Below are 22,301 nucleotides of genomic sequence, written 5' to 3' on the forward strand. Positions count from 1 at the left end.
CGGGTGTGGTTGTTTGGCGTCAACAATACCGCAGCGGCGCCTGCCGTCCAACAATGGAAAACGCCCGGTTGCCCGGGCGTTCTCGTCGTGCCACGCAAGTGTAGACCGTGGCGGCTTATGCCGCGGTCTTCTTGGGCGCGGCCTTCTTCACGGCTTTCTTGGCGGCGGTCTTGGTCGCCGTCTTGGTGGCGGTCTTCTTCACCGCGGCCTTCTTGGCCGGCGCCTTCTTCGCCGCCGTCTTGGTGGCGGCGCCGGCGCTCTTGGCCGGGGCGCGGCCGCGGCCGGGTTTCTCCGGACGCGGTTCGAACTCGAAGCCGATCTTGCCGTCGGGCTGGCGCACCAGGAAAGCCTTGAACTTGCGGTTGGTGCGGCTGGACACGAAGCCGTCGAGCAGGTCGGTGCGGCCGTCGGTCAGCAGCTTTTCCATCTGCTCGCGCGAGATTTCCTGCTGCAGGATGACCTTGCCCGAGCGGAAGTCGCAGCTCTTTTCAGGGCCGACAGACTTTTCGCAGACGTAGCTCATGCCGTGCTCGAACACGCGCGACTGGCACTTGGGGCAGGTGCCCACCGGCGTGTGGCCGGAGAAGTCCACCGCCTCGTTGTCGTCCTCGTCGTTCTGGCCGAAGTCGAATTCCAGCTTGTACTCGTCGCTGATGCGCAGGATGGCGGCGAACGGCCGGCCCATCTTGCTGATGAAGCCCTGCAGCGGACCGATCTCGCGCTTGGCCAGCAGTTCCTCGACTTCCGGCAGCTCGAAGGTGCGGCCGCCCGGGTGCTTGCCGATCGAGAAGTCGCAGTTGGTGCAGGCAAAGCGGCGGTAGTTTTCCTTGACCACCCCGCCGCACTTGGGGCACGGCGTCTGCAGCGTGGCGTAGTCGCCGGGCACCGTGTCGCGCTCGTATTCCTTGGCGCGCTTGACGATCACCTGCGTCATCTGGGCGATCTCGCGCATGAAGGCCTGGCGGTCCAGCGCGCCCTGCTCGATCTGCTTGAGCTTGTGTTCCCATTCGCCGGTCAGCTCGGGCGAGGTCAGTTCCGACACGTCCAGGCCCGACAGCAGCGTCATCAACTGGCGCGCCTTGGCGGTCGGCACCAGGTCGCGGCCCTCGCGGCGCAGGTAGACCTCGTTGAGCAGGCCTTCGATGATGGCCGCGCGCGTGGCCGGGGTGCCCAGGCCGCGCTCGGACATGGCCTCGCGCAGTTCCTCGTCGTCCACCAGCTTGCCGGCGCCTTCCATGGCCGACAGCAGCGTGCCTTCGTTAAAGCGCGCCGGCGGCTTGGTGGTCAGGCCCACGGCTTCGACGTCCTCGGTGCGCACGGTCTCGCCCTCGCCCACCGGCACCAGGTTGGCGTCCTCGCCCTGGGCTTCCTTGCCGTACACGGCCAGCCAGCCCGGATTGACCAGCACCTTGCCGTCGGTGCGGAAGCGATGCCCCTGCACCTCGGTCATGCGGGTGGTGACGCGGTATTCGGCGGCCGGGAAGAACACGGCCAGGAAGCGCTTGAGCACCAGGTCGTAGAGCTTGGCCTCGGCCTCGCTCAGGTCGTGCGGGATCTGCAGCGTCGGGATGATGGCAAAGTGGTCCGACACCTTCTTGTTGTCGAAGATGCGGCGGTTCGGCTTGACCCAGTGCTGGCTGACCACGGTCTCGGCATGGCGCGACAGCCCGCCGACGGCGTTCGAGCCGCCCTTGGCCAGCGCGCGCATGGTTTCCTGCACCGTGCCGATGTAGTCCTCGGGCAGGTAGCGCGAGTCGGTACGCGGGTAGGTCAGCGCCTTGTGGCGTTCGTACAGGGTCTGGGCCAGCGCCAGGGTGGTCTTGGCCGAGAAGCCGAAGCGGCCGTTGGCCTCGCGCTGCAGCGAGGTCAGGTCGTACAGGGCCGGCGACATCTGGGTCGACGGCTTGGATTCCTCGGTGACGCTGCCCGGCTGGTCGCGGCAGGCGGCCACCACGCTCTGGGCGGCGGCCTGCGACCACAGGCGCGACTCGCGCTTCTCGGGGTCGCGCTCGTCCTTCTTGAAGTCCGGATCGATCCAGCGGCCTTCGTACAGGCCGGCGGCGGCCACGAACGTGGCGCGCACTTCCCAGTAGTCGCGCGGCACGAAGCGGCGGATGCGTTCCTCGCGCTCGGCCACGATGGCCAGCGTGGGGGTCTGCACCCGGCCCACCGGCGTCTTGAAGAAGCCGCCGTCCTTGCTGTTGAAGGCGGTCATGGCGCGGGTGCCGTTGATGCCCACCAGCCAGTCGGCCTCGGCGCGCGAGCGGGCGGCGGCCTCCAGCGGCTTGAGCTGGCTGTCGTCGCGCAGGTTGGCGAAGGCCTCGCGGATGGCGGCCTGGGTCATGGATTGCAGCCACAGGCGCTGGATCGGCTTTTTCACGCCCGCATACTGAATGATGTAGCGGAAGATCAGTTCGCCCTCGCGCCCCGCGTCACAGGCGTTGATGATGGCATCGACGTCCTTGCGCTTGGCCAGGCGCACCAGCAGCTTGAGGCGCTCGGCGGATTTCTTGTCGGTCGGCCCCAGCTCGAATTCAGGCGGAATTACCGGCAGGTGCGTGAAGCTCCATTTCCCCTTGACCGGATCGTTGGGCGCGACCAAGCTAAGCAAATGCCCGATGCTGGACGCCAGTACGTAACGTTCGCTTTCAAAATAGTCGCCCTCGCGCGCAAAGCCTCCCAATGCGCGTGATATATCAAGGGCCACCGAGGGCTTCTCGGCAATAATCAGCGTTTTATTCATGTGTATCCAGTGGCGGCAGTCCCGCCGTAGTAGCGCGGATAATAAGATCGGAGTTTCGCGAGATGCAAGTCGGCATTGAACGGCAAGTGGGATCGGAACTTCACGCATGGCGTCAATTCCTGGCGCGCAGCACCCTCTGGCTGGGGGTCCTGCTGCTCGGCAGCGCCGCCATCTGCTGGGTCGCGGCGAACTGGCAGGACATGACAAAAATCCAGCGCTTCGCCGGCACGCAGGGCCTGCTGGCCCTGACCGCGCTGGCGGCCGCCTGGACCGGTTTGCGCCTGCGCGCCACCCCTGGCGTGCGCCGCAGCATTCCCGGCGCGCTGCTGGCCCTGGCCGGCATCCTGCTCGGCGCCCTGCTCGCGTTATTAGGCCAAACTTACCAGACTGGCGCCGATACCTGGGAATTGTTCGCCTGGTGGGCGGTCCTGCTGCTGCCGTGGGCATTGGTGGCGGCCAGCCAGGCCGTCTGGCTGCTGTGGGCGCTGGTGACCAACGTCGCTCTGGTCCTGTGGCTGGGCGAGCGCGCCTTCACCTGGTGGCTGATCTTCGGCGGCCCCCAGGTCGCCAGCCTGATCGTGGCCGCCTGGAACCTGCTGTTGTTGCTGGGCTGGGAACTGGCGGCGCGCCGCTGGCGCGCCAGCACCTTGGTCGGACCGCGGGTCCTGGCGGCGCTGGTGATCAGCCCGCTGGTGACGGCGCTGGTGTTCGGCCCGATGGTGACGGTGCTGGTGATCGGCGACGCCATGTCGCGCGGCCTGGGCTCCATCAACAGCCTGGCCTGGATCGCGGTGACGCTGGGCCTGGGTTTCTATTACCAGCGCGGCCGCCGCGACCTGGTCATCCTGGCGATGCTGGTGGCCGGCGTCATCTGCGTGTCGCTGCGGATAGTAGGCGAATGGCTGCTGCGGCTGGAGCCCGGCATCTGGGCGGCCCTGCCGCTGGCGGCGCTGCTGATGGCCGAGGCCGTCTGGGCCGCGCGCTGGCTGCGCGGACTGGCCGCGGGGCCGAAGGCGGCCGTCGCGGCCCCGGCCGATGCCGAGCCGGCCGCCGCCTCGGCCGGCAACGCGGTCGATCCCGGCGAGGCCGGCGAACCCGTGGCGCAACTGGCGCCGCCCGCCGTGCCGCACACCGAGCCGCCCTGGTACGTGCAGTGCATCCTCGCGCTGAGCGCCTGGCTGTCGACGCTGTTGCTGCTGGCGTTCGTGGCTTTCTCTGGCATGATCAATTCAGAGGAAGGCGCGCTGGTGGCCGGCCTGGTGCTGTGCGCCGCCGGCGTGGCGGTGCTGCGCAGCGACGCCGGCCCGTTCTGGCGCCAGTGCGGCACGGCCATGGCCTTCGCCGGCCAGATCCTCATCATCTACGGCATGTCCAGTTCGACCTCATTCGCCAGCGCCTGCCTGTTCGTGCTGCTGATGGCCACGGCGGTCTACGTGCTGGGGCCGGACGTGATCCTGCGCTTCCTGAGCGGCGGCCTGATCGCCCTGGCCGGCGCCGGCCTGATCTGGCGCGTCCTGGCGCCCGAGCTGCTGCGCGACGATCTGCTGGACGCCCTGCTGGACTTCGACATGGCCCGCGCCGCCTTCGTCTGGCTGCCGATCGCGGTGACCGGCGCGTGGGCCACGGCGGTGATCCTGACCCTGGCGCACCGGTGGGGCGGCAAGCGCGGCCATGCGCTGCAACCGCTGGCCTGGGCCTTCCTGCTGTCGGTGCAGGGCATGGTGTGGCTGGCCAGCGGACTGTCGGTGCTGCAACTGCCGGCCATGTGGCAACTGCACGCGCAGACCGCCGTGCTGGTATGCGCGGGCGCGTTGCTGCCAGCGGCGGCGGCGATGGCGGTGCTGTGGCCGCGCCGCCATGTGCTGACGGGCGGCGTCACCTGGGGCGTGCCCATCGCCCTGCTGTTGCTGGCGCTGTTCTGGCTGCCCAGCCCCGGGGTCGGTTTCGCGCTGGCCTGGCTGCTGCTGGGCTTCGGCCTGAACCAGTTGGGCGTGACCTTGTTCGGCGTGCTGAGCCTGCTGGCCTATCTGGGCGTCTATTACTACCAGCTCGACGTGCCGCTGTTGCAGAAGGCGCTGTGGCTGGGCGGTGGCGCCGTGCTGCTGTTCGTGCTGCGGGTGCTGGTGTGGCTGGTGCCGCGCTTGATGCGCACCCAGGACCCGTCGCGCCGCGCGCCGCTGCCGCCGGTCTCGCCGGCCCTGCGCTGGCGCACCCTGGCGATCCTGGGCGGCCTGGCGCTGGTGCTGGTGGTGGCCAACGGCAGTATCTGGCAGCGCGAAAAGCTGCTGGCCAGCGGCAAGCCGGTGATCCTGGAACTGGCGCCGGTCGACCCGCGTTCCCTGATGCAGGGCGACTACATGGCGCTCAACTTCGCCGCCGGGCGCGAGGTCACGCGGCTGCGGCTGGGCGGCGAGCGCCCGGACACGGAGGATTCCGTCATGGGCGAAGCATCCGATGGCTACGTGATGCTGACGGTCGATTCGCGCGGCGTGTACCAGCCCGTGCGCATCCAGACCGACGCCACGCCGCATGCCGACGACGAAGTGCCGCTGCGCTACCGAGTGCGCGACAACCAGGTGCGCATCGTCACCAACGCCTATTTCTTCCCCGAGGGCCAGGCCAAGCGCTATGAAGTCGCCAAGTTCGGTGAACTGCGCGTAGCCGAGAACGGCGAGGCCCTGTTGGTGCGCATGCTGGGCGAGGATTTGCAGCCGTTATAGGAATGGGAATGGCAGGCCGGCTCAGGGCAGCGGAAAGCGCGCGGCCCAGCGCGCGGTCGCCTCGCGCAGGAAGGCCGCCGTGTCCGGCGCGTCCAGCGGCGCGAAGCCCAATGCCCGCCAGGCGCCTTGCAGCGACGCCAGCGGCGCGCCCGTGTCGATGGCGGGGGCGCCATTCTGCTTGGACAGTTTCAGGCCGCTGGCGGGGTCCAGGATCAGCGGCACGTGCAGGTAGCGCACCGGCGGCAGACCCAGCAGCCGGCCCAGCACGCGCTGGCGCGCGGTCGAACTGAGCAGGTCGGCGCCGCGCACCACGTCGGTCACGCCCTGCGCGCCATCGTCCACCACCACCGCCAGTTGATAGGCCCACAGGCCATCCGCGCGCTTCACGGCGATGTCGCCCACCGCCCGCGCCACGTCCTGCTCCTGCGGCCCGAGCCAGCGGTCCTCGAAGCGTTCCACCCCTTCCGGCATGACCACGCGCCAGGCGCGCGCCTCGCGCCCCGGCGCCAGGCCGTGGCGGCAGGTGCCGGGGTATGGGCGTTCGCCGTCCGCGCCCGGCGCCGCCTGGCCGCGCAGCGCCGAATCGGCGATCTCGCGGCGGGTGCAGCCGCAGCCATAGACCAGCCCGCGCGCGGCCAGCGCGTCGAAGGCGGCCTGATAGGCCTCGCCGCGTTGCGATTGCCAGACGATGTCGCCGTCCCAGCGCAGGCCCAGGGTCTCCAGTTGGCCCATGATGGTCTCGGCCGCGCCGGACACGGTGCGCGGCGTGTCCACGTCCTCGATGCGCAGCAGCCAGCGGCCGCGGTTGGCGCGCGTGTCCAGCCAGCTGGCCAGCGCGGCCACCAGCGAACCCGCGTGCAACGGGCCGCTGGGGCTGGGGGCGAAGCGGCCGGTGTAGGTCACGGGATGGAGCAGCAAAGCAGCGGGGTTACGGCGAAACGGCGCCGCGCGCTCGATGCGCGCGGGTCGCGGGGAAACGGGCGTCGGCCGGAGCCGGCGCCGTCAGTGCAGCAAGCGCGTGCCGTCTTCGTCCAGCAGCTCTTCCAGGACCAGGTTGTCGATCTCGGCTTCCTGGCTCCAGAGAACCATGAGGGCGATGATCTTGATCTTGGACAGCGGCACGGGCGATTCCGGCGCCGCCAGGCCCCGGTCGATAACGATCTCGCGCAAGGGCGCGGGCAGCACGCCGGCCGATTCCAGGAAGGCGATGAAGCCGATGGATTCGGAGCCGAGTTGCTGGTATTCGTTATCGGTGTAGATCCGGGTACCGGTGGTGGGCGCCTGGGCGAGATCGACGCAGCGTTCGGTGGTTTCGGCCAGGCCGTAGAGCCAGCCGAGCGCGTCATCGATGTCCTCGTGCTCGAACCCGGCGGCGGCCAGCCGTTTGGCCAGCACGTCAGCGGCGGGACAGGCTTGCGGCGTGTAGTAATTCTCGTACAGATAAACCAGGATATCGAACATATGGCGCAGTTTTGTGCCTGTTTGCACAGTCGGCCCGCATATCGGCAGACCAGCAAACATGAATTTTACTTTACGCTGATTTATTTGCCCGGGCAACCGACCGCAAGGCGGAGTGTGGCGGGGCGTCGTCGCCTTGCGACAGTCACGAAATCGACGCCCATATGCTGCCAGAATAAGGGGCTTTCCAGGCGGGGCGGCCCTTTTGGGGTCCGCCCCTCTTTAATACCCCCAAGGTTCATGCGGTCTTCGGCGCCGACTCCAGCTTGAGCTGCGCCAGCTGGCGGATGAACACCGGGATGCAGATGGCCAGTCCGATCAGCCCGCTGGTCAGCCCCGGCAGGATGGTCAGCAGCGCGCCCAGCGTGCACAGCCAGCGTTCCCAGCTTTTCATGCCCACCAGCATGTAGCGCGAGAACGCCGCCGACAGCAGCACCAGCCCCACCATGCAGCCGAACAGCGTCACGAAGAAGTCGTACCACGTGAAGCCCTGCACCGAGATCAGCAGCGACGGCGAGAACACGAACACGAACGGCACGATCAGCTTGGTGATGCCCAGCCGGAACGCGGTATTGCCGGTCTTGAATGGGTCGCTGCCCGCCATGCCCGCCGCCGCGTAGGCCGCCAGCGCCACCGGCGGCGTAATGTCGGCCAGGATGCCGAAATAGAACACGAAGAAGTGCGCCGCGATCGGCTGCACCCCCAGCTGCACCAGCGTCGGCGCGGCCACCGCCACCATGATCAGGTAGTTGGCGGTGGTGGGAATGCCGCAACCCATCAGGATGCAGACGACGCCCGTCATGATCAGCGCCGCGACCAGCGTCAGCGACTGGGCATTGGCGATGGTCTCGGGAATGATCGCGCCCGCCACGCCGGCGATCGATTGCGCCGCCGAGATCACGATGTACGAGATCTTGAAGCCCACCCCCGTCAGCGTCACCACGCCGATCACGATGCCCACCGTGCCGGCCGCCGCGCCCACCGCCAGCGCGTACTTGGCGCCGGTCTCGAAGGCTTCGTACAGATCGCGCCAATGCAGCCGCTGGAACGGATTGAGCAGGCCCACGATGATGCAGCCCGTGATGCCGGCAAACGCCGCCAGGTACGGCGTGCGGCCGCTGGCCAGCACGCCGATCAGCAGGATCAACGGAATCAGCGTCGGCCAGCGCATCTTGAACGACTGCTTCAGCTTGGGCATTTCCTCGGCCGTCAGGCCGCGCAGGCCCTCGCGCTTGGCCTCGAAGTGCACCTGCATGAACATGCCGAAGAAATACAGGAAGGCCGGAAAGATGCCCGCAATCGCGATCTGCTGGTACGGAATGCCCAGGAACTCGATCATCAGGAACGCCGCCGCGCCCATGATCGGCGGCGTGATCTGGCCGCCGGTGCTGCTGGCCGCCTCCACCCCCGCCGCGAAATGCCGCGGATAGCCGATGCGGATCATCGCCGGAATGGTCAGCGAGCCCACCGTCACGGCGTTGGCCACCGACGACCCCGACAGCATGCCGAACATGGCCGAGCCGAACACCGACACCTTGGCCGGCCCGCCGGCGTAGCGGCCGGCGACGGTGGAGGCCACGTCCAGGAACAGCTGCCCCAGCCCGATGCGCGTGGCTAGCACGCCGAACAGCACGAAGTGGAACACATAGGTGGCCACCACGCCCACCGCCACGCCATACACGCCCTGGCTGGTCAGGTACATGTGGTTGACGATCTGCGACCACGTATTGCCCGCGTGCTGCAGCAGCCCGGGGAAATACGGCCCGAAGGCGGCATAGGCCATGAACACCAGCGCGATGATCGGCAGCGGCCAGCCCATGGCGCGGCGCGTGGCCTCCAGCAACCCGATCAGCAGGATCGAGCCCATCAGCACGTCGATCGGCAGCGGGTTGCCGACGCGGAACGCCAGATCCTCGAAGATGTAGGGGATGTACAGCACCGACAACGCCAGCGCGATGGCGATGATCCAGTCATACAGCGGCACGCCGCCCGGCGCGTACCAGGTGGACTTCGGCTCGCGCTGGTAATGCGACTTGGAAAAGCCGAACACCAGGAAGATCAGGCTCAGCACGAAGGCCAGGTGCACGCCGCGGTGCGTGGCCTCGCGCAAGAGGCCGAAGCCGGCGGTGTAGTAGTGGAACAGAGACAGCGCCACCAGCAGGCCCGAGACGATCCAGGTGGCGCTCTTGTGCAGCGGCCGGAAGCGGATCTCGGAATCGTACTTTTCCGCCAGCTGCTGTGTTTTCTCGTGGTCTATTTCCATAGCCAGGTTTCTCAGGTGATTGCGCGAACAGGGCCGCCCGAGGCGGCCCTGCGCTGGCGCGGCGATGGGCGCCGCGCTTCCCCGGAAGGGACGGGGTCGGTGCTTACTTCAGCAGGCCGATTTCCTTGTAGAACTTCTCGGCGCCCGGATGGAACGGGATGCCCGCGCCCTTGACCGCGTTGTCGCGGGTGATGAGCTTGCCCTTGGCGTGGCCGTTGTCCAGCGTCTTGCGGGTGGCGTCGCTGTACAGCGCCTTGGTGACGTCATACACCACCTGCTCGGACAGCTTGGCCGACGTCACCATCTGCGCGTTGACCGAGATGGTCTTGACCTCGCCCACGTTCTGGTAGGTGTTGGCGGCAATGGTGTCGGGCGTGAAGAACTCCTGCTTGGCGCGCAGCGCGTCGATCTCGGGGCCGACCAGCGGCACGATTTCGATGCCGCCGCCGCTGGAGGCCAGCTCGGCGATGGCGCCAGCCGGCGCGCCGCCCACGAAGAAGAACGCATCCAGGCCGCCGTCCTTGAGCTTGTCGCCGGCCTGGTTGGGCTTGAGGTATTCGGCCTTGACGTCCTTGTCGGTCATGCCATAGGCGCCCAGGATCAGGCGCACGTCCACCAGCGTGCCGGAACCCGGCTCGTCCATCGAGACGCGCTTGCCCTTCAGGTCGGCCACGCTCTTGATGCCCGCGCCCTTGCGCGTCACCAGGTGGATGCTTTCCGGATACAGCGTGGCGATCAGGCGCAGGTCCTGCGCCTTGGGCTTGCCTTCGAAGGTGCCGGTGCCGCTGTAGGCCCAGAAGGCCACGTCCGACTGCGTGAAGCCGGCCTCGAACGAACCGCCCATGATGCCGTTGATGTTGGCCACCGAACCGTTGGAGGCGACCGCGGTGGCGATCAGCTTGCCGGGTTGGGACACGGCGTTGGCGATGATGCCGCCGATGGGGTAGTAGGTGCCGGCGGTGCCGCCGGTGCCGATACGGAAGAACTGCTGGGCTTGCGCGGCCCCGGTCGCGCCGACAGCGGCGGCGGCCATGGCCAGGGTGGCGATCCAATTCCTGAGTTTCATGCGAGCTTCTCCGTTATGAGTGGAAGTAACCTATTGTTGTGTTGAAATTCTGGCACGCCACCCGCCCTGCGCCAATGGCCTGGAAGCTATCGTTTACCAGGGGTTGCCGCGGTGCGGAAACGTCAACGGTCCGGCGTGGGCCATCGCGCGCGGCGGCGGTTCACGGTTACGCCGCAGGTTTGATCACGGAGCTATTCGATGTCCCAAGAAGTCATCCGCGGCATTGTGCTGCCCCCGCCCGCCCAGGCCGGCGATCCCCTGGCCAGCGTCGACACGCCCAGCCTGGTGCTGGACCTGGCCGCGTTCGAGGCCAACCTGCGCGCCATGCAGGCCTGGGCCGACCGCCACGAGGTCGCGCTGCGGCCGCACGCCAAGGCCCACAAATGCCCCGAGATCGCGCGCCGCCAGCTGGCGCTGGGCGCGCGCGGCATCTGTTGCCAGAAGGTCAGCGAGGCCGTGCCGTTCGTGGCCGCCGGCATCACCGACATCCACATCAGCAACGAAGTGGTCGGCCCGGCCAAGCTGCGCCTCTTGGCCCAGCTGGCGCGCGCCGCCAAGCTCAGCGTCTGTGTCGACAACGCCGCCAACCTGGCGCGGATCTCGCAGGCCATGGCCGCGGCCGGCGCCGAGATCGACGTGCTGGTGGAAGTGGACGTGGGCCAGGGCCGCTGCGGCGTGTCCGACGACGCCACCGTGCTGGCGCTGGCGCAGCAGGCGCGCGACCTGCCGGGCGTGACCTTCGTCGGCCTGCAGGCCTATCACGGCTCCGTGCAGCACTTGCGCACCCGGGACGAACGCGCCGCCGTCTGCCGCCAGGCCGCGCGCATCGCCGCGTCGTATCAACTGCTGCTGCGCGAGAGCGGCATCGCCTGCGACATCATCACCGGGGGCGGCACCGGCAGCGCCGAATTCGACGCCGCCAGCGGCGTCTACACCGAACTGCAGGCCGGTTCCTACGCCTTCATGGACGGCGACTACGGCGCCAACGAATGGGACGGCCCGCTGGCGTTCCAGAACAGCCTGTTCGTGCTGTCCACCGTGATGAGCACGCCGGCGCCCGATCGCGTCATCCTCGACGCCGGCCTGAAGTCCACCACCGCCGAATGCGGCCCGCCCGCGATCCACGGCGCCCAGGGCCTGCAATACGCCGCCATCAACGACGAGCACGGCGTGGTGCGCGTGGCGGCTGGCGCGCCGGCGCCCGCGCTGGGCGACACGCTGCTGCTGGTGCCGTCGCACGTCGATCCCACCTTCAACCTGCACGACGGGCTGGTGGTGTATCGCGACGGCATCGTGCAGGACATCTGGGAGATCTCGGCGCGCGGGTTCTCGCGCTGATGGCGGCCGCGCCGATCGCGATGGAGCCGTTGTCCTTCGATTGGAAAACGCCGCTGCCGGAACTGCTGGACGGGTTGCGGCAGGCGTATGCGGCGCGCTACCCGGCCCTGGCCGCCGCGCGGCTCGATGCGCTGCGCGCGGCGTTGCGCGATGACCGCGCCGACGACTTCCTGCCGCCGCTGGGCCAGGAACTGGAAGCGCTGGGGCTGGCGCTGATCGAGCAGGACGAAGACGACGACGCCATCCACCTGCTGATCGTGCCTCTGGCCGATGCTGGCGACGCGCTGGCACAGATCGGGGCACGGGGCCAACAAGGTACGCGGCATCGGCAGGCCGGCGCCCCGCAAGGCGCGCCGGCGGCATTGCCGCGCCCCGCTTCCGGCCCGCTGGCGCAGCCTGGCGATTATCTGGACATGACGCAGTGCGTACCGCTGGCCCCGGGCTGGGCATGCATGGCCAACCGAGACACGGCGGCGCCGCAACTGGTGGACCTGCATGATTGGCCGGCCCTGCGCGAGGTTGGCGGCAAGTTCCAGCCGCATCGCGGCCTGCTGGCGTCGGCCGTTGCCGCCAACGGCGTCCATGCCTGGATCGAGCAAGGCCCAGACGGCATCGCCAGCACGCCCTATGCCCATCTACTGCGCGCCCCCCGGGTCGAGGCCGCGCCGCTCAACCGTCCCGGCCTTGCGCTGCCGCCGCGCGCGGCGCAGGCGCAGCGCCGCACGCCCGAATTCAGCCTGGGCTTCGCGGGCGACGACCTGCTGGTGGTGGATCGCGGCATGGTGTTCGTGTACCGGGGCTTTGCCGCGCAGGGCGAAGCGGTCGCCATCGAGCCGGCACTGCTTTACACCGCGCCGCCGCAACGCCGCCCCGTCAGCGACCGCTCGGCGGTGATCCAGACGCCCGATGGCCGCGCCTGCGTGCTGTGCCGTGGCCAGCTGCTGCGGTGGCGCGACGGCCAGTTGCATCCCCTGGCATTGGGCCCTGCCGACGCGGCATCGGGGGATCTCTCGCATCCCGTCGCCTGCGGCAGTGGCGCCATCGCCTGGCTGGAAGACGACGCGCTTTGCCACGCGGACCTGGACGCCCTTGCCGTCAGCCGCCATGCGCCGCAGCAGATGCCCGCCGGCGGCATGATCCTGCAGTCCCTGCCGCAAGGCTGGCTGCTGCTGGGCCACTGGCATGCGCCGCACCGCAGCCTGGATCTGGGCCAGTTGTGGCATCCCGATTCCGGCCAGGTCCTGCGCATCCGCCACGGCGCGCTCGATCTGGATAGCGGCATCCAGCGCGCGTGGATTTTGCCGGATGGCGGGGTGGTCGTTGGGGGACAACTGCGTCACGTGCGCCTGGGTCGCTTCGACGCATTGTTGGGCCGATTGCCAGCCGCTTGACCCTCGGCGGCCGGGCCATGGCCGCCGCCAGGATCCACGCGCCCTATCCGGCCAGGTCCGTCATCCCCAGGAACTGCCGCAGCTCCGGCGTGGCCGGCGCGGTGAACAATTCCTCCGGCGGCCCGATCTCGTGCACGCGCCCCTGGTGCATGAACACCACGCGGTCGCACACCTCGCGCGCAAAGCGCATCTCGTGCGTCACCATCAGCAGCGTCATGCCGTCGGCGGCCAGCTCGCGCACCACCGCCAGCACCTCGTTGACCAGCTCCGGGTCCAGCGCCGACGTGATCTCGTCGCATAGCAGCGCCAGCGGCTGCATCGCCAACGCGCGCGCGATCGCCACGCGCTGCTGCTGCCCGCCCGACAATTCCTCGGGCCAGGCGTCGAACTTGTGTTCCAGCCCCACCCGCGTCAGCATCGCCCGCGCGAGGTCGGCGGCCTGGTCCTGCGGCATGCGCTTGGCCACCATCGGCGACAGCATCACGTTGCGCCCCACCGTCAGGTGCGGGAACAGGTTGAACTGCTGGAAGATCATGCCCACCTTCAGCCGCAGCGCGCGCAACCGCAACTCGTCGTCGCCCAGTTGCGCGTCCGCCACCATGATGGCGCCGCTGTCGATCTGCTCCAGGCCGTTCACGCAGCGCAGCAGCGTGCTCTTGCCGGAACCGCTTTTGCCGATGATGGCGATGACCTCGCCGGGCTCGACGCGCAACGTCACCCCTTTCAGGACTTCATTGTCGCCGAACTTCTTGCGGACGTCTTCAAGGGCGATGAGGGGCATGCAACTTCCTTTCCAGCAGCAGGCTGAGGCGCGACAGGGGCCAGCACAGCGCGAAATAGATCAGCGCGGCGCAGGCATAGACAGTGAAGGGGCTGAAGGTGGCGTTGGTGATCACCGTGCTGGCCTTGGACAGCTCGGTGAAACCAATGATGGAGGTGAGCGCCGTGCTCTTGACGATCTGCACCGCGAAACCGACGGTCGGCGCCACCGCGATGCGCAGCGCCTGCGGCAGCACCACGTAGCGCATCTGCTGCACATAGCCCAGCGCCAGGCTGGCCGAGGCTTCCCACTGGCCTTTCGGAATCGCTTCCACGCAGCCGCGCCAGATCTCGGCCAGGAACGCGCCCGACCACAACGTCAGCGCCGCGCCCGCGGCCAGCCACGGCGGCACCTCGACCCCGGCCAGCGACAAACCGAAGAACGCCAGGAACAACTGCATCAGCAGCGGCGTGCCCTGGAACAGTTCGATATACGCCCAGCTCACGCGCCTCAGCAGCGCCACGCGCGAGGTCCGCATCATCAGCGCCAGCATGCCCATCAGCGCGCCGCCGGCAAACGCCACCAGCGACAGCACGACGGTCCAGCGCGCCGCCAGCAGCAGGTTGCGGACAATGTCCCAGGTGGTGAACTCGATCATCGCGCCGCCTTGCGGAACAACCGCCTGCCCGTCATGCGCAGCAACTGGCGCAACAACACCGCCAGCACCAGATAGATGCCGGTGGTCACGAAATACACCTCGAACGCGCGGAAATTGCGCGACTGGATGAAATTGGCCGCGAACGTCAGGTCCTCGGCCGCGATCTGCGAGCACACCGCCGACCCCAGCATCACGATCACGATCTGCGACGACAAGGCCGGCCAGATGCGCGCCAGCGCGGGTTTCAGCACCACATGGCGGAACACCTGCAAGCGCGTCATCGCCAGGCTGGCGCCGGCCTCGTACTGGCCCTTGGGCGTGGCGTCGATGCCGGCGCGGATGATCTCGGCGCTGTAGGCGCCCAGGTTCAGCGCCATCGCCAGGCAGGTCGCCTGCATCTCGCTGAACTGCACGCCCAGCGACGGCAGCCCGAAGAACACGAAAAACAACTGGATCAGGAACGGCGTGTTGCGCACCACCTCCACATAGGCGGTGACCGGCGCGCGCAGCCAGCGCGGCCCCTGCGTGCGGGCCCAGGCGCAGGCGATGCCCAGCGCCACGCCCGCCACCGCGCCAAACGCGATCAGCTCGACCGTCACGCCAATGCCCTTGATGAGCACCGGCGTGTAGTCGAACACGGAAGCGAAGTCGAATTGATAAGCCATGAACAGCGCTCCGGCGCGCGCGCCTGCCTTACAGATCCTTGGGCAGATCGGCGCCCAGCCACTTCTTGGAGATCGCCGTCAGCGAGCCGTCGCGCTTGGCGTTGGCCAGGATCTCGTTGACCTTGGCGCGCAGCTTCAGCTCGTCCTTGTTCAGGCCGATATAGCAGGGCGAATCCTTGATCAGGAACTTGGTCTCCGGCTTCTTCGGCGGGTTGCGCGCCAGGATCGCGGCCGCCACCACGTTGCCCGTGGCGATCAGCGGCACCTGGCCCGACAGGAAGGCGGTGATGGTGCCGTTGTTGTCTTCATAGCGCTTGAGCGTGGCCGTGGGCGGGGCGATCTTGGTCAGCTCGATGTCCTCGACCGCGCCGCGCGTCACGCCGATGGTCTTGCCCGCCAGGTCGGCGGCCGACGCCACCTTCACATCGGCCGGCCCGAACACGCCGTTGAAGAACGGCGCATACGCGTCGGAGAAATCGATCGCCTTCTCGCGCTCCGGATTCTTGCCCAGGCTGGAGATCACCAGGTCCACCTTGCGGGTCTGCAGGTACGGCACGCGGTTGGCGCTGGTCACCGGCACCAGCTCCAGCTTCACGCCCAGTTGCTTGGCGATCAGCGCGGCCGTGTCGATGTCATAGCCCAGCGGCTTCATGTCGGCGCCGACCGAGCCGAACGGCGGGAAGTCCTGCGGCACCGCGACCTTGAGGGTGCCGCGCTTGACGATATCGTCCAGGGTGTCGGCATGCGTGAGCGGCGCGGCCAGCAGCGTGGCGGCGGTGCAGAGGGACAGCAACAGGGATCTACGGTTCATGAGGAACTCTCCAGGGCGCGCCGCCCCGGGAGCGGGGTCGAGCGTTGCACACCAATTCGGTATACAAAACTGGAAAAGCAAGTTCCGTGCCATTGGGTAGCACTGCGGGCGGTACCGCGGACGGCCCCGGCGAGCGACCCGCGGCCGCACCGCGGTGGTGCGCGGCGCGCCATGGCGGCGCATTGCCGGCACCGGAATGGGCCGCGCCCCTATCTCGCGGGGATGCCGATCGCGGCGGGCCGTGGCACGGGGCCACGCATCCGGCGCATGGCGTTGGTCCTACGGCATCCACCGCCTGTAAACATCCGTTACTATCGACCGGCGTTCACGTGCACGCATCGCAGTATCAGCCAATCCTTGAAGCCATCCCGACAACGGAGATTTCCATGAGTGGTTACTACGAGTTGAAGCGCAGCGGCGATCAGTACATGTTCAACCTGAAAGCCGCGAACCATGAAGTCATCCTCACCAGCGAGCGCTACACCAGCAAGGCCAGCGCCTTGGAAGGCATCGCCTCGGTCCGCCAGAATTCGCCGGTGGATGCGCGCTACCAGCGCAAGACGGCCACCAACGGCTCGCCCTTTTTCAACCTGACCGCCACCAACGGGCAAATCATCGGCCATAGCGAGATGTATTCCAGCGCCGCGGCCCGCGACAACGGCATCGAATCGGTCAAGAGCAACGGCCCCACCCCCACGGTCAAAGACAACACCTGAACGTGAACAGGGGCGGTGGCATCACTGCCACCACCCCTGTTTTGTAGATGGGGCACGGGGCCGGGCGATTCGCCGCCATGCCCCGCCCCACGACGCACTCGGCAGGCCTGGCGCAAGAGGCCATCCGGCCCCTGCGATCCCCCCGCGCGTTTTCAAACGGGCAATCAGTCCACCTGCGCGCCCGACTGTTTGACCGCCTTGCCCCACTTGTCGACCTCGCCAGCGATGAACGCGCCGGTGGCCTCGGGCTTCATCGGCATCGGCTCCGCGCCGCGGTCGCGGAAGAACTTCTGCATCTCCGGCGTGCCCAGCACGTGGCCGATCTGCTGGCTCAGGTAGTTGGTAATGGCCGGCGGCGTATCACGGGGCGCCAGCACCGCCGCCCAGCCGATCGCCTCGAAACCCGGATAGCCGCTCTCGGCCACCGTCGGCACGTCCGGCAGCTGCGGCAGGCGCTTGGCCGTCGTCACCGCCAGCGCCACCGCCTTCTTGCTCTGCACGTGCGGCAGACCCGCCGTCACTGAATCCACCATCAGCGGCACCTGGTGCCCCAGGAAATCCGCCTGCGCCGGGCCGCTGCCCTTGTACGGAATATGGCGGATGTCGATATCGGCCGCCGCCTTGAACATCTCGGCCGACAGATGCTGCGTGCCGCCGATGCCGGCGCTGGCATACGCCAGCTCGCCCGGATTGGCGCGCGCCTGCTTGACCAACTGCTGCAGCGACGTAATGCCCGAAGCCGGCGTCGCCAGGAACATCAGCGGCACCGAGAATACCCCCGACACCGGCGCGAAATCCTTGGTCAGGCTGTAGTTGATGGTCTTGTACAGCGTCTGGTTCACCGCCGCGGCCGAGCCCGCGATCACCAGCGTGTAACCGTCCGGCGTCGCGCGCGCGGCCTGCTCCATGCCGATATTGCTGCCGGCGCCGGCGCGGTTCTCCACCACGATCGGCTGCTTGACCGCCGTGCCCAGCTTTTCGGCCAGCGCGCGGGCGAAGATATCGGTGGCCTGCCCCGGCGGGAACGGCACGACCAGGCGGATGGGACGGTCGGGATACTCGGCATGCGCGGCCGTCGCGGCCGCCGCCAGCACCAGGCCGGCGGCAAGACTGGAAAGAATTCGTGTCATGATCGGTCAGTAAAAAGCGACAAAGCGCGGCGTCCGGCGCCGGCCCTGTTGCATAAAATAGAGAGCCCCGCGCAAGCGGCCCTTTTGGGGCGGCCGTGGGGCGGATCGGCTGGGGGTGCGTCACGATAGCATTCCCCCGCCGGTGCTAAATTCGGCATTTAGCGTTTCCCCTTCTTTTTCAACCCCTGTTCTCTCCTTTCAGCAGGAACCGCCATGGAATTCAGCCAGTACAACGTCAACGCCCTCATGGAGATCACCTCCCGTCCGGACCTCGTGTTCGTGCGCGGCCAGGGGTCCTGGCTGGAGGATCACGCGGGCAAGCGATACCTGGACTTCGTCCAGGGCTGGGCCGTCAACACCCTGGGCCACAGCGCCCCGGAAATGCAGAAGGCCCTGCTGGACCAGTCCAAGCTGCTGATGAACCCGTCGCCGGCGTTCTACAACCTGCCCTCCATCGAACTGGCCACCCGCCTGACCGGCGCCTCGGTCTTCGACCGCGTCTTCTTCGCCAATAGCGGCGGCGAAGCCAACGAAGGCGCCATCAAGCTGGCGCGCAAATGGGGCCAGGTCAACAAGAAGGGCGCCTACAAGATCATCACCATGAACCACGGCTTCCACGGCCGCACCCTGGCCACGATGTCGGCGTCGGGCAAGCCGGGCTGGGACAAGATGTTCGCGCCGCAGGTGGAAGGTTTCCCGAAGGCCGAGATCAATGACTTGGAATCGGTGCGTAAGCTGATCGACGACCAGACCGTCGCCATCATGCTCGAACCCGTCCAGGGCGAAGCTGGTGTCATCCCGGCGACGAAGGAATTCATGCAGGGCCTGCGCAAGCTGGCGGATGAGCACAAGCTGCTGTTCATCGTTGATGAAGTGCAGACGGGGATGGGGCGTACGGGGACGTTGTTCGCCTATCAGCAATCCGACGTGGTGCCGGACATCATGACGCTGGCGAAGGGGATTGGTGGTGGGGTGCCGTTGGCTGCTTTGTTGGCCCGTCAGGAAGTTTGCGTGTTCTCGCATGGGGACCAGGGGGGTACGTATAACGGGAATCCGTTGATGGCGGCTGTCGGGGTGGCGGTGTTCGACGCTCTGGCTGCGCCGGGCTTCATGGAAGCGGTCAATGCGCGCGCCAAGCAACTGTCCGAAGGGCTGCTGGCTTTGTCGGCGAAGTATGGGATGAAGGGCGAGCGCGGGATGGGGTTGCTGCGTGCGCTGGTGATGGATCGGGACGACGGCCCCGCCATCGTCGAAGCCGCGCGCAACCTGGCGCCCAATGGTATGCTGCTGAATGCGCCGCGGGGGAATTTGCTGCGGTTTATGCCGGCGTTGAATGTGACGGCTGAAGAAATCGATACGATGCTGGGGCAGTTGGATGGGTTGATTGCGCGGGTGCGTAAGAGCTAACCTGCTTTACATAGGAATATCTTCAAGGGCCGCTCTATAAGCGGCCCTTTTCTTTTGTATTTCACATAGTGTCATCTCCCCCCAGAAAACCTCTACGATAAAAGACGGAAAAGGTGTTCGCTACACGAAATCCTACTTTTACGAAAAAAACCCCGTGGTGGTCGCGGCAACTTGTTTTAACCGCTCTGTGCTGTGATTTGTGCTGGATTTTTGGATTGCGAAAAATGATATCCAGTTTATAGGCGTCTTTTTTAGACCATTATGTTGAAATGATTGGTCGTGGTTACTGTATTTCAACTGTGATAGTGAGGTTTTTTACACTTAATGTTGTTCTGGTTTCATTATAAAAATCGATTTGCATCTTTCGCACGTCGGTGCCATGTTTTGGAATTCTTGTGGTAATTGCATAGCATTCTCTACGATAGTTTTTATAGGTGGCTTCGGTCAAACGAATGGTGTTTTTAAGCTGGGAAATCGCTTTCTTTATATCGCACCCCTTGAGTTCTATATACATTGCTCGAAGAGGGTTTTCCGTGGTTGATATTAGCCAGTCGCATTTTTCTTGATGCTCATCTATTAAACAGCCATCGACCTTTATCTTGTGGATGGTTTTTTTATTGGTGTTTTTTGCTTCAAATTTACTTTTATTTTCTTTAAGAACCAATACGGAGTCATTGGTCTTTGTGAGGCATTTTTTATACTCCATTTCCTCCCCCAATTTCCAGCATCTTATTCATCACAGATTCAAAGTGTTCCGAAATTCCGTCCAGCATTTCGGCCCCAATTAGGCGATATTCAGTGTCGCTAATAGAATGGGCTTCTCCATTGCTCATGGTGTATGCGGAAACGTGTTCAAACTGAATTGATCTTCCTCCGCCGTTTATGGCAGTAAATTCCTGCTCGGAAATCAATCCTGCTGTGACTCTGTCTCCGGCCATAATAAAATTGTTAAGTGCAGAGACAATGTACGGGCTGTGCGTGGTTATAAAGAAACTGGTCTCCAATTTTGAATAAAATTGCGAGAGAATAGAGACGATGTGTCCTTGGGATGTTGGAAAAAGATGAGCCTCTGGCTCCTCGATAAAACACATGTTGCCATGTTCTGACGCTCTCAGTATGGGCCAAACGCATAGTGTCAAAAGCATAGGCAAGGCTTCTTGTTGGCCTGACGACGCATTGGCCAAATTTATACGCCGCCCTTTATTTACAATCCAATCCTGCTCGTCGTGGAATTCATAATCCCCGGATATGATTGCCTCAACCGCTCTGTATGTCTCATCTAAGAGTTCTTTTTGCTTTTTCCGTTCACCTAAATATGCGTCCTTGTACCAACGTTTGGATGATTCGTACAGGCTGCCAAATTCCTTCAGATAAGGATCTATATCCAGATTGGACGCAAGGAATGTGAAGATATTTTTCTGTAGGTTGGCAAAGAAAGAGCGAGTCGCGGGGATGAATATTGGCGACCCGAATATTTTTCCGTATGCCCCATCTCGCAGCGGCTCAACAACGCAGTCGTAAAAAACTTGATTCTCAATAAAGCTTGTTCGCCTTCCGGGACGCTCTTCAGCTCTTGCTTCGGCGAGTTTTCTCGCAAAGGTCTTCTTCTTGCTGTTGTATATCTTAACTATTTGGTCTGAATAGGAAATGGAGAGGCTTGTTTTGCCACTTGAGTTCTTTCGACCAGATATTTTTATGGAAATATCATTTAATTCGTAGATGATGGAGAAAGATGCTCCGTCCCACGTGTATCGAGGAAATCGCTTTTCGAATAAATCTAGTAATGCTTTGTCCGTTTCGCGCTTGCCTCTGTCCTTACGGATGCCCTCATAAAATTCAGTGCTGAATGTTCTAAAAAAATGCAGCAGTTTTGCGATAAGGCTTTTTCCATTCGCTTGTGGACCAATAATTACATTTATTCTTTTGACTTCTATATTTGCTTTTTTTATGGTCAAAAAATTGGAAATAATAATTCTTTCCGTCATGAGCGTTAAATATTCCAATATTTTGCAATGAGAGTGGGGGAGAACTCATGTCTTGAGGGTATTAGGGTTAATTTTTTTACGCTTCGCTATTGCCCGCATTTCCCTTAAATTTCCGTTAATGGAATTGACTAATGATTGATCGTCACCAACAAGTTCTTACCTGGATTTTCCGAAAAATACATGCTGCCGTGTGTATTGCAGAAAAGTAGGTCATGTACACTTTGCCTGAACTTAGCTGACGCGCTTATCCGACGCGACTTGAAGTGTTTTCAGAGGTTTGTGCATTCGATTGTCTAATCGGACAATTATCGCAGATACAATTTTTAACGCAATACGTCGTGGCTGCATGATGACTTTGCCATCGCCAGCAGAGCTTGCACTTATAGCCAGAAATATGCCCTTGTTCTGCTAGCGAATCCCGAACGTCGCTGTTGCAATGTCAACAGCCATGCGCATTAGTAATAAGAGAGTTGAGATCCCCCCACAATCTCGCTGTTGGATGCATTGCCTGGAATGAAAATGTCTCGCCGCCGACAGATGAAATAAGGGTTGCCGTATACTCCATTATTACCGCCACCAACGGTACCCCGGTGTGGAAGCCGGAAAATTCGTCGATGCCGACCTCATAGGGTCAGCAAGCCTCCGCACGCCCAATGGGCGGGCCTTGGCAGGGGTGCGCTAGCCGCACGCCGGTTCCGACGATCCGGTCTTCCAACCTTGTCCTGTGCCCGCCCGCCCCATTTGGAAGTGGGGCAGCGGGATTTCCACATCGTCGGAGGAAGTCCATGCAATCCCACCCCCTCACCCAAAACCCCTGGCTGGTCGACACCGACCCCGAGCACGGCCCGGTCCCCCTCTCCCACCTCTACAACATCGAACGCGCCCGCTACGCCATCCAGACCATCGCCCGCCTGGTCGGCAACAGCGCCTCGGAACCCGCCGCCACCGGCAGCCAGCCGCTGGACGCATGGACGGTATCCGCGTTGATGGGCGGCGTGGAGGGCCTGTGCGATCACCTCGGCACCCTGACCGACGCCATGCTGGAATCGGCCCGCGCCTACGCCGATGACGCCGCGTTCGACGCCGCCACGCATACCGCGCCGCGCTCGATCCAGTAACCCGAAAAAGACCAACGGCCTGCCGCGCAACGCGTCAGGCCAGTTCCAGGCCACCAAGCGTCAGGCCGTCCC

18 protein-coding genes are annotated in these 22,301 nt (G+C 64.8%); 6 read left to right on the top strand and 12 right to left on the bottom strand.

The genetic code is table 11. From position 1 onward, the window contains the following. Window positions 1-115: 115 nt before the first annotated feature. Window positions 116-2,743 carry a DNA topoisomerase III gene (locus AT699_RS00345; protein WP_024067346.1) on the bottom strand — a complete coding sequence of 876 codons (2,628 nt, stop codon included), beginning with the start codon at window positions 2,741-2,743 and terminating at the stop codon, window positions 116-118. A gap of 62 nt (window positions 2,744-2,805) precedes the next feature. Between AT699_RS00345 and AT699_RS00350 the strand changes: the two genes are divergently transcribed. Continuing rightward, window positions 2,806-5,463 (top strand): GDYXXLXY domain-containing protein, encoded by a 2,658-nt coding sequence (locus AT699_RS00350; RefSeq protein ID WP_024067347.1) that lies wholly within the window; start codon window positions 2,806-2,808, stop codon window positions 5,461-5,463. Window positions 5,464-5,484: 21 nt separating this feature from the next. Here AT699_RS00350 and gluQRS read toward each other — a convergent pair whose 3' ends face one another. The 4 genes from gluQRS to AT699_RS00370 all read right to left on the bottom strand — a co-directional run bounded on the left by gluQRS (window position 5,485) and on the right by AT699_RS00370 (window position 10,250). Further along, the gene (gluQRS, locus tag AT699_RS00355; protein ID WP_024067348.1) at window positions 5,485-6,366 is read right to left on the bottom strand and encodes a tRNA glutamyl-Q(34) synthetase GluQRS; all 882 of its coding nucleotides are present in this window, start codon (window positions 6,364-6,366) and stop codon (window positions 5,485-5,487) included. Window positions 6,367-6,465: 99 nt separating this feature from the next. After that, entirely contained in the window at window positions 6,466-6,924 is a 459-nt protein-coding gene (locus AT699_RS00360; RefSeq protein ID WP_006389464.1) for a Smg family protein, read from the bottom strand. Window positions 6,925-7,159: 235 nt separating this feature from the next. Then, window positions 7,160-9,184 (bottom strand): TRAP transporter permease, encoded by a 2,025-nt coding sequence (locus tag AT699_RS00365; protein WP_024067350.1) that lies wholly within the window; start codon window positions 9,182-9,184, stop codon window positions 7,160-7,162. Between the two features lie 103 nt (window positions 9,185-9,287). Next, window positions 9,288-10,250, bottom strand: a complete 963-nt coding sequence (locus tag AT699_RS00370) for a TAXI family TRAP transporter solute-binding subunit (RefSeq protein ID WP_020925711.1) — start codon at window positions 10,248-10,250, stop codon at window positions 9,288-9,290. A 198-nt stretch (window positions 10,251-10,448) separates the two neighbouring features. Here AT699_RS00370 and AT699_RS00375 point away from each other — a divergent pair, with 198 nt between their 5' ends. Beyond that, window positions 10,449-11,588: a DSD1 family PLP-dependent enzyme gene (locus AT699_RS00375; RefSeq protein WP_024067351.1), complete on the top strand. Its 1,140-nt coding sequence runs from the start codon at window positions 10,449-10,451 to the stop codon at window positions 11,586-11,588. A 20-nt stretch (window positions 11,589-11,608) separates the two neighbouring features. Then, entirely contained in the window at window positions 11,609-12,979 is a 1,371-nt protein-coding gene (locus AT699_RS00380) for a DUF6630 family protein (RefSeq protein WP_232254247.1), read from the top strand. Window positions 12,980-13,022: 43 nt separating this feature from the next. Here AT699_RS00380 and AT699_RS00385 read toward each other — a convergent pair whose 3' ends face one another. From AT699_RS00385 to AT699_RS00400, 4 genes are read right to left on the bottom strand one after another with little or no spacing between them, the layout of a single operon-like run. After that, window positions 13,023-13,760: an amino acid ABC transporter ATP-binding protein gene (locus AT699_RS00385; RefSeq protein WP_020925708.1), complete on the bottom strand. Its 738-nt coding sequence runs from the start codon at window positions 13,758-13,760 to the stop codon at window positions 13,023-13,025. After that, on the bottom strand, window positions 13,741-14,397 hold the full coding sequence (locus AT699_RS00390; protein ID WP_024067353.1) for an amino acid ABC transporter permease: 657 nt from the start codon (window positions 14,395-14,397) through the stop codon (window positions 13,741-13,743). Before AT699_RS00390 ends, AT699_RS00385 begins: the two co-directional genes overlap by 20 nt. Next, a complete protein-coding gene (locus AT699_RS00395; protein ID WP_024067354.1) occupies window positions 14,394-15,062 on the bottom strand; it encodes an amino acid ABC transporter permease in 669 nt (222 codons plus the stop codon). Before AT699_RS00395 ends, AT699_RS00390 begins: the two co-directional genes overlap by 4 nt. Window positions 15,063-15,090: 28 nt before the next feature. Next, entirely contained in the window at window positions 15,091-15,873 is a 783-nt protein-coding gene (locus AT699_RS00400) for a transporter substrate-binding domain-containing protein (RefSeq protein WP_024067355.1), read from the bottom strand. A gap of 386 nt (window positions 15,874-16,259) precedes the next feature. On the opposite strand from AT699_RS00400, the gene AT699_RS00405 reads away from it, so the two are divergent. Beyond that, on the top strand, window positions 16,260-16,589 hold the full coding sequence (locus tag AT699_RS00405; protein WP_024067356.1) for a YegP family protein: 330 nt from the start codon (window positions 16,260-16,262) through the stop codon (window positions 16,587-16,589). A 164-nt stretch (window positions 16,590-16,753) separates the two neighbouring features. Here AT699_RS00405 and AT699_RS00410 read toward each other — a convergent pair whose 3' ends face one another. After that, window positions 16,754-17,719, bottom strand: coding sequence for a Bug family tripartite tricarboxylate transporter substrate binding protein (locus tag AT699_RS00410; protein WP_024067357.1), 966 nt, complete (start codon window positions 17,717-17,719; stop codon window positions 16,754-16,756). Window positions 17,720-17,932: 213 nt separating this feature from the next. Between AT699_RS00410 and AT699_RS00415 the strand changes: the two genes are divergently transcribed. Further along, complete coding sequence (locus AT699_RS00415; protein ID WP_024067358.1) at window positions 17,933-19,126, top strand: acetylornithine transaminase; 1,194 nt, start codon at window positions 17,933-17,935, stop codon at window positions 19,124-19,126. Between the two features lie 283 nt (window positions 19,127-19,409). Here AT699_RS00415 and AT699_RS31380 read toward each other — a convergent pair whose 3' ends face one another. Together AT699_RS31380 and AT699_RS30765 are read right to left on the bottom strand one after the other, a co-directional pair. Beyond that, the gene (locus AT699_RS31380) at window positions 19,410-19,790 is read right to left on the bottom strand and encodes a hypothetical protein (protein ID WP_145964670.1); all 381 of its coding nucleotides are present in this window, start codon (window positions 19,788-19,790) and stop codon (window positions 19,410-19,412) included. Window positions 19,791-19,821: 31 nt separating this feature from the next. Next, window positions 19,822-21,111, bottom strand: a complete 1,290-nt coding sequence (locus AT699_RS30765) for an AAA family ATPase (RefSeq protein WP_024067359.1) — start codon at window positions 21,109-21,111, stop codon at window positions 19,822-19,824. Between the two features lie 785 nt (window positions 21,112-21,896). Between AT699_RS30765 and AT699_RS00420 the strand changes: the two genes are divergently transcribed. Further along, entirely contained in the window at window positions 21,897-22,229 is a 333-nt protein-coding gene (locus tag AT699_RS00420; RefSeq protein WP_024067360.1) for a hypothetical protein, read from the top strand. Window positions 22,230-22,301 lie beyond the last annotated feature (72 nt).

This window comes from Achromobacter xylosoxidans, assembly GCF_001457475.1.
Lineage (GTDB): Bacteria > Pseudomonadota > Gammaproteobacteria > Burkholderiales > Burkholderiaceae_B > Achromobacter > Achromobacter xylosoxidans.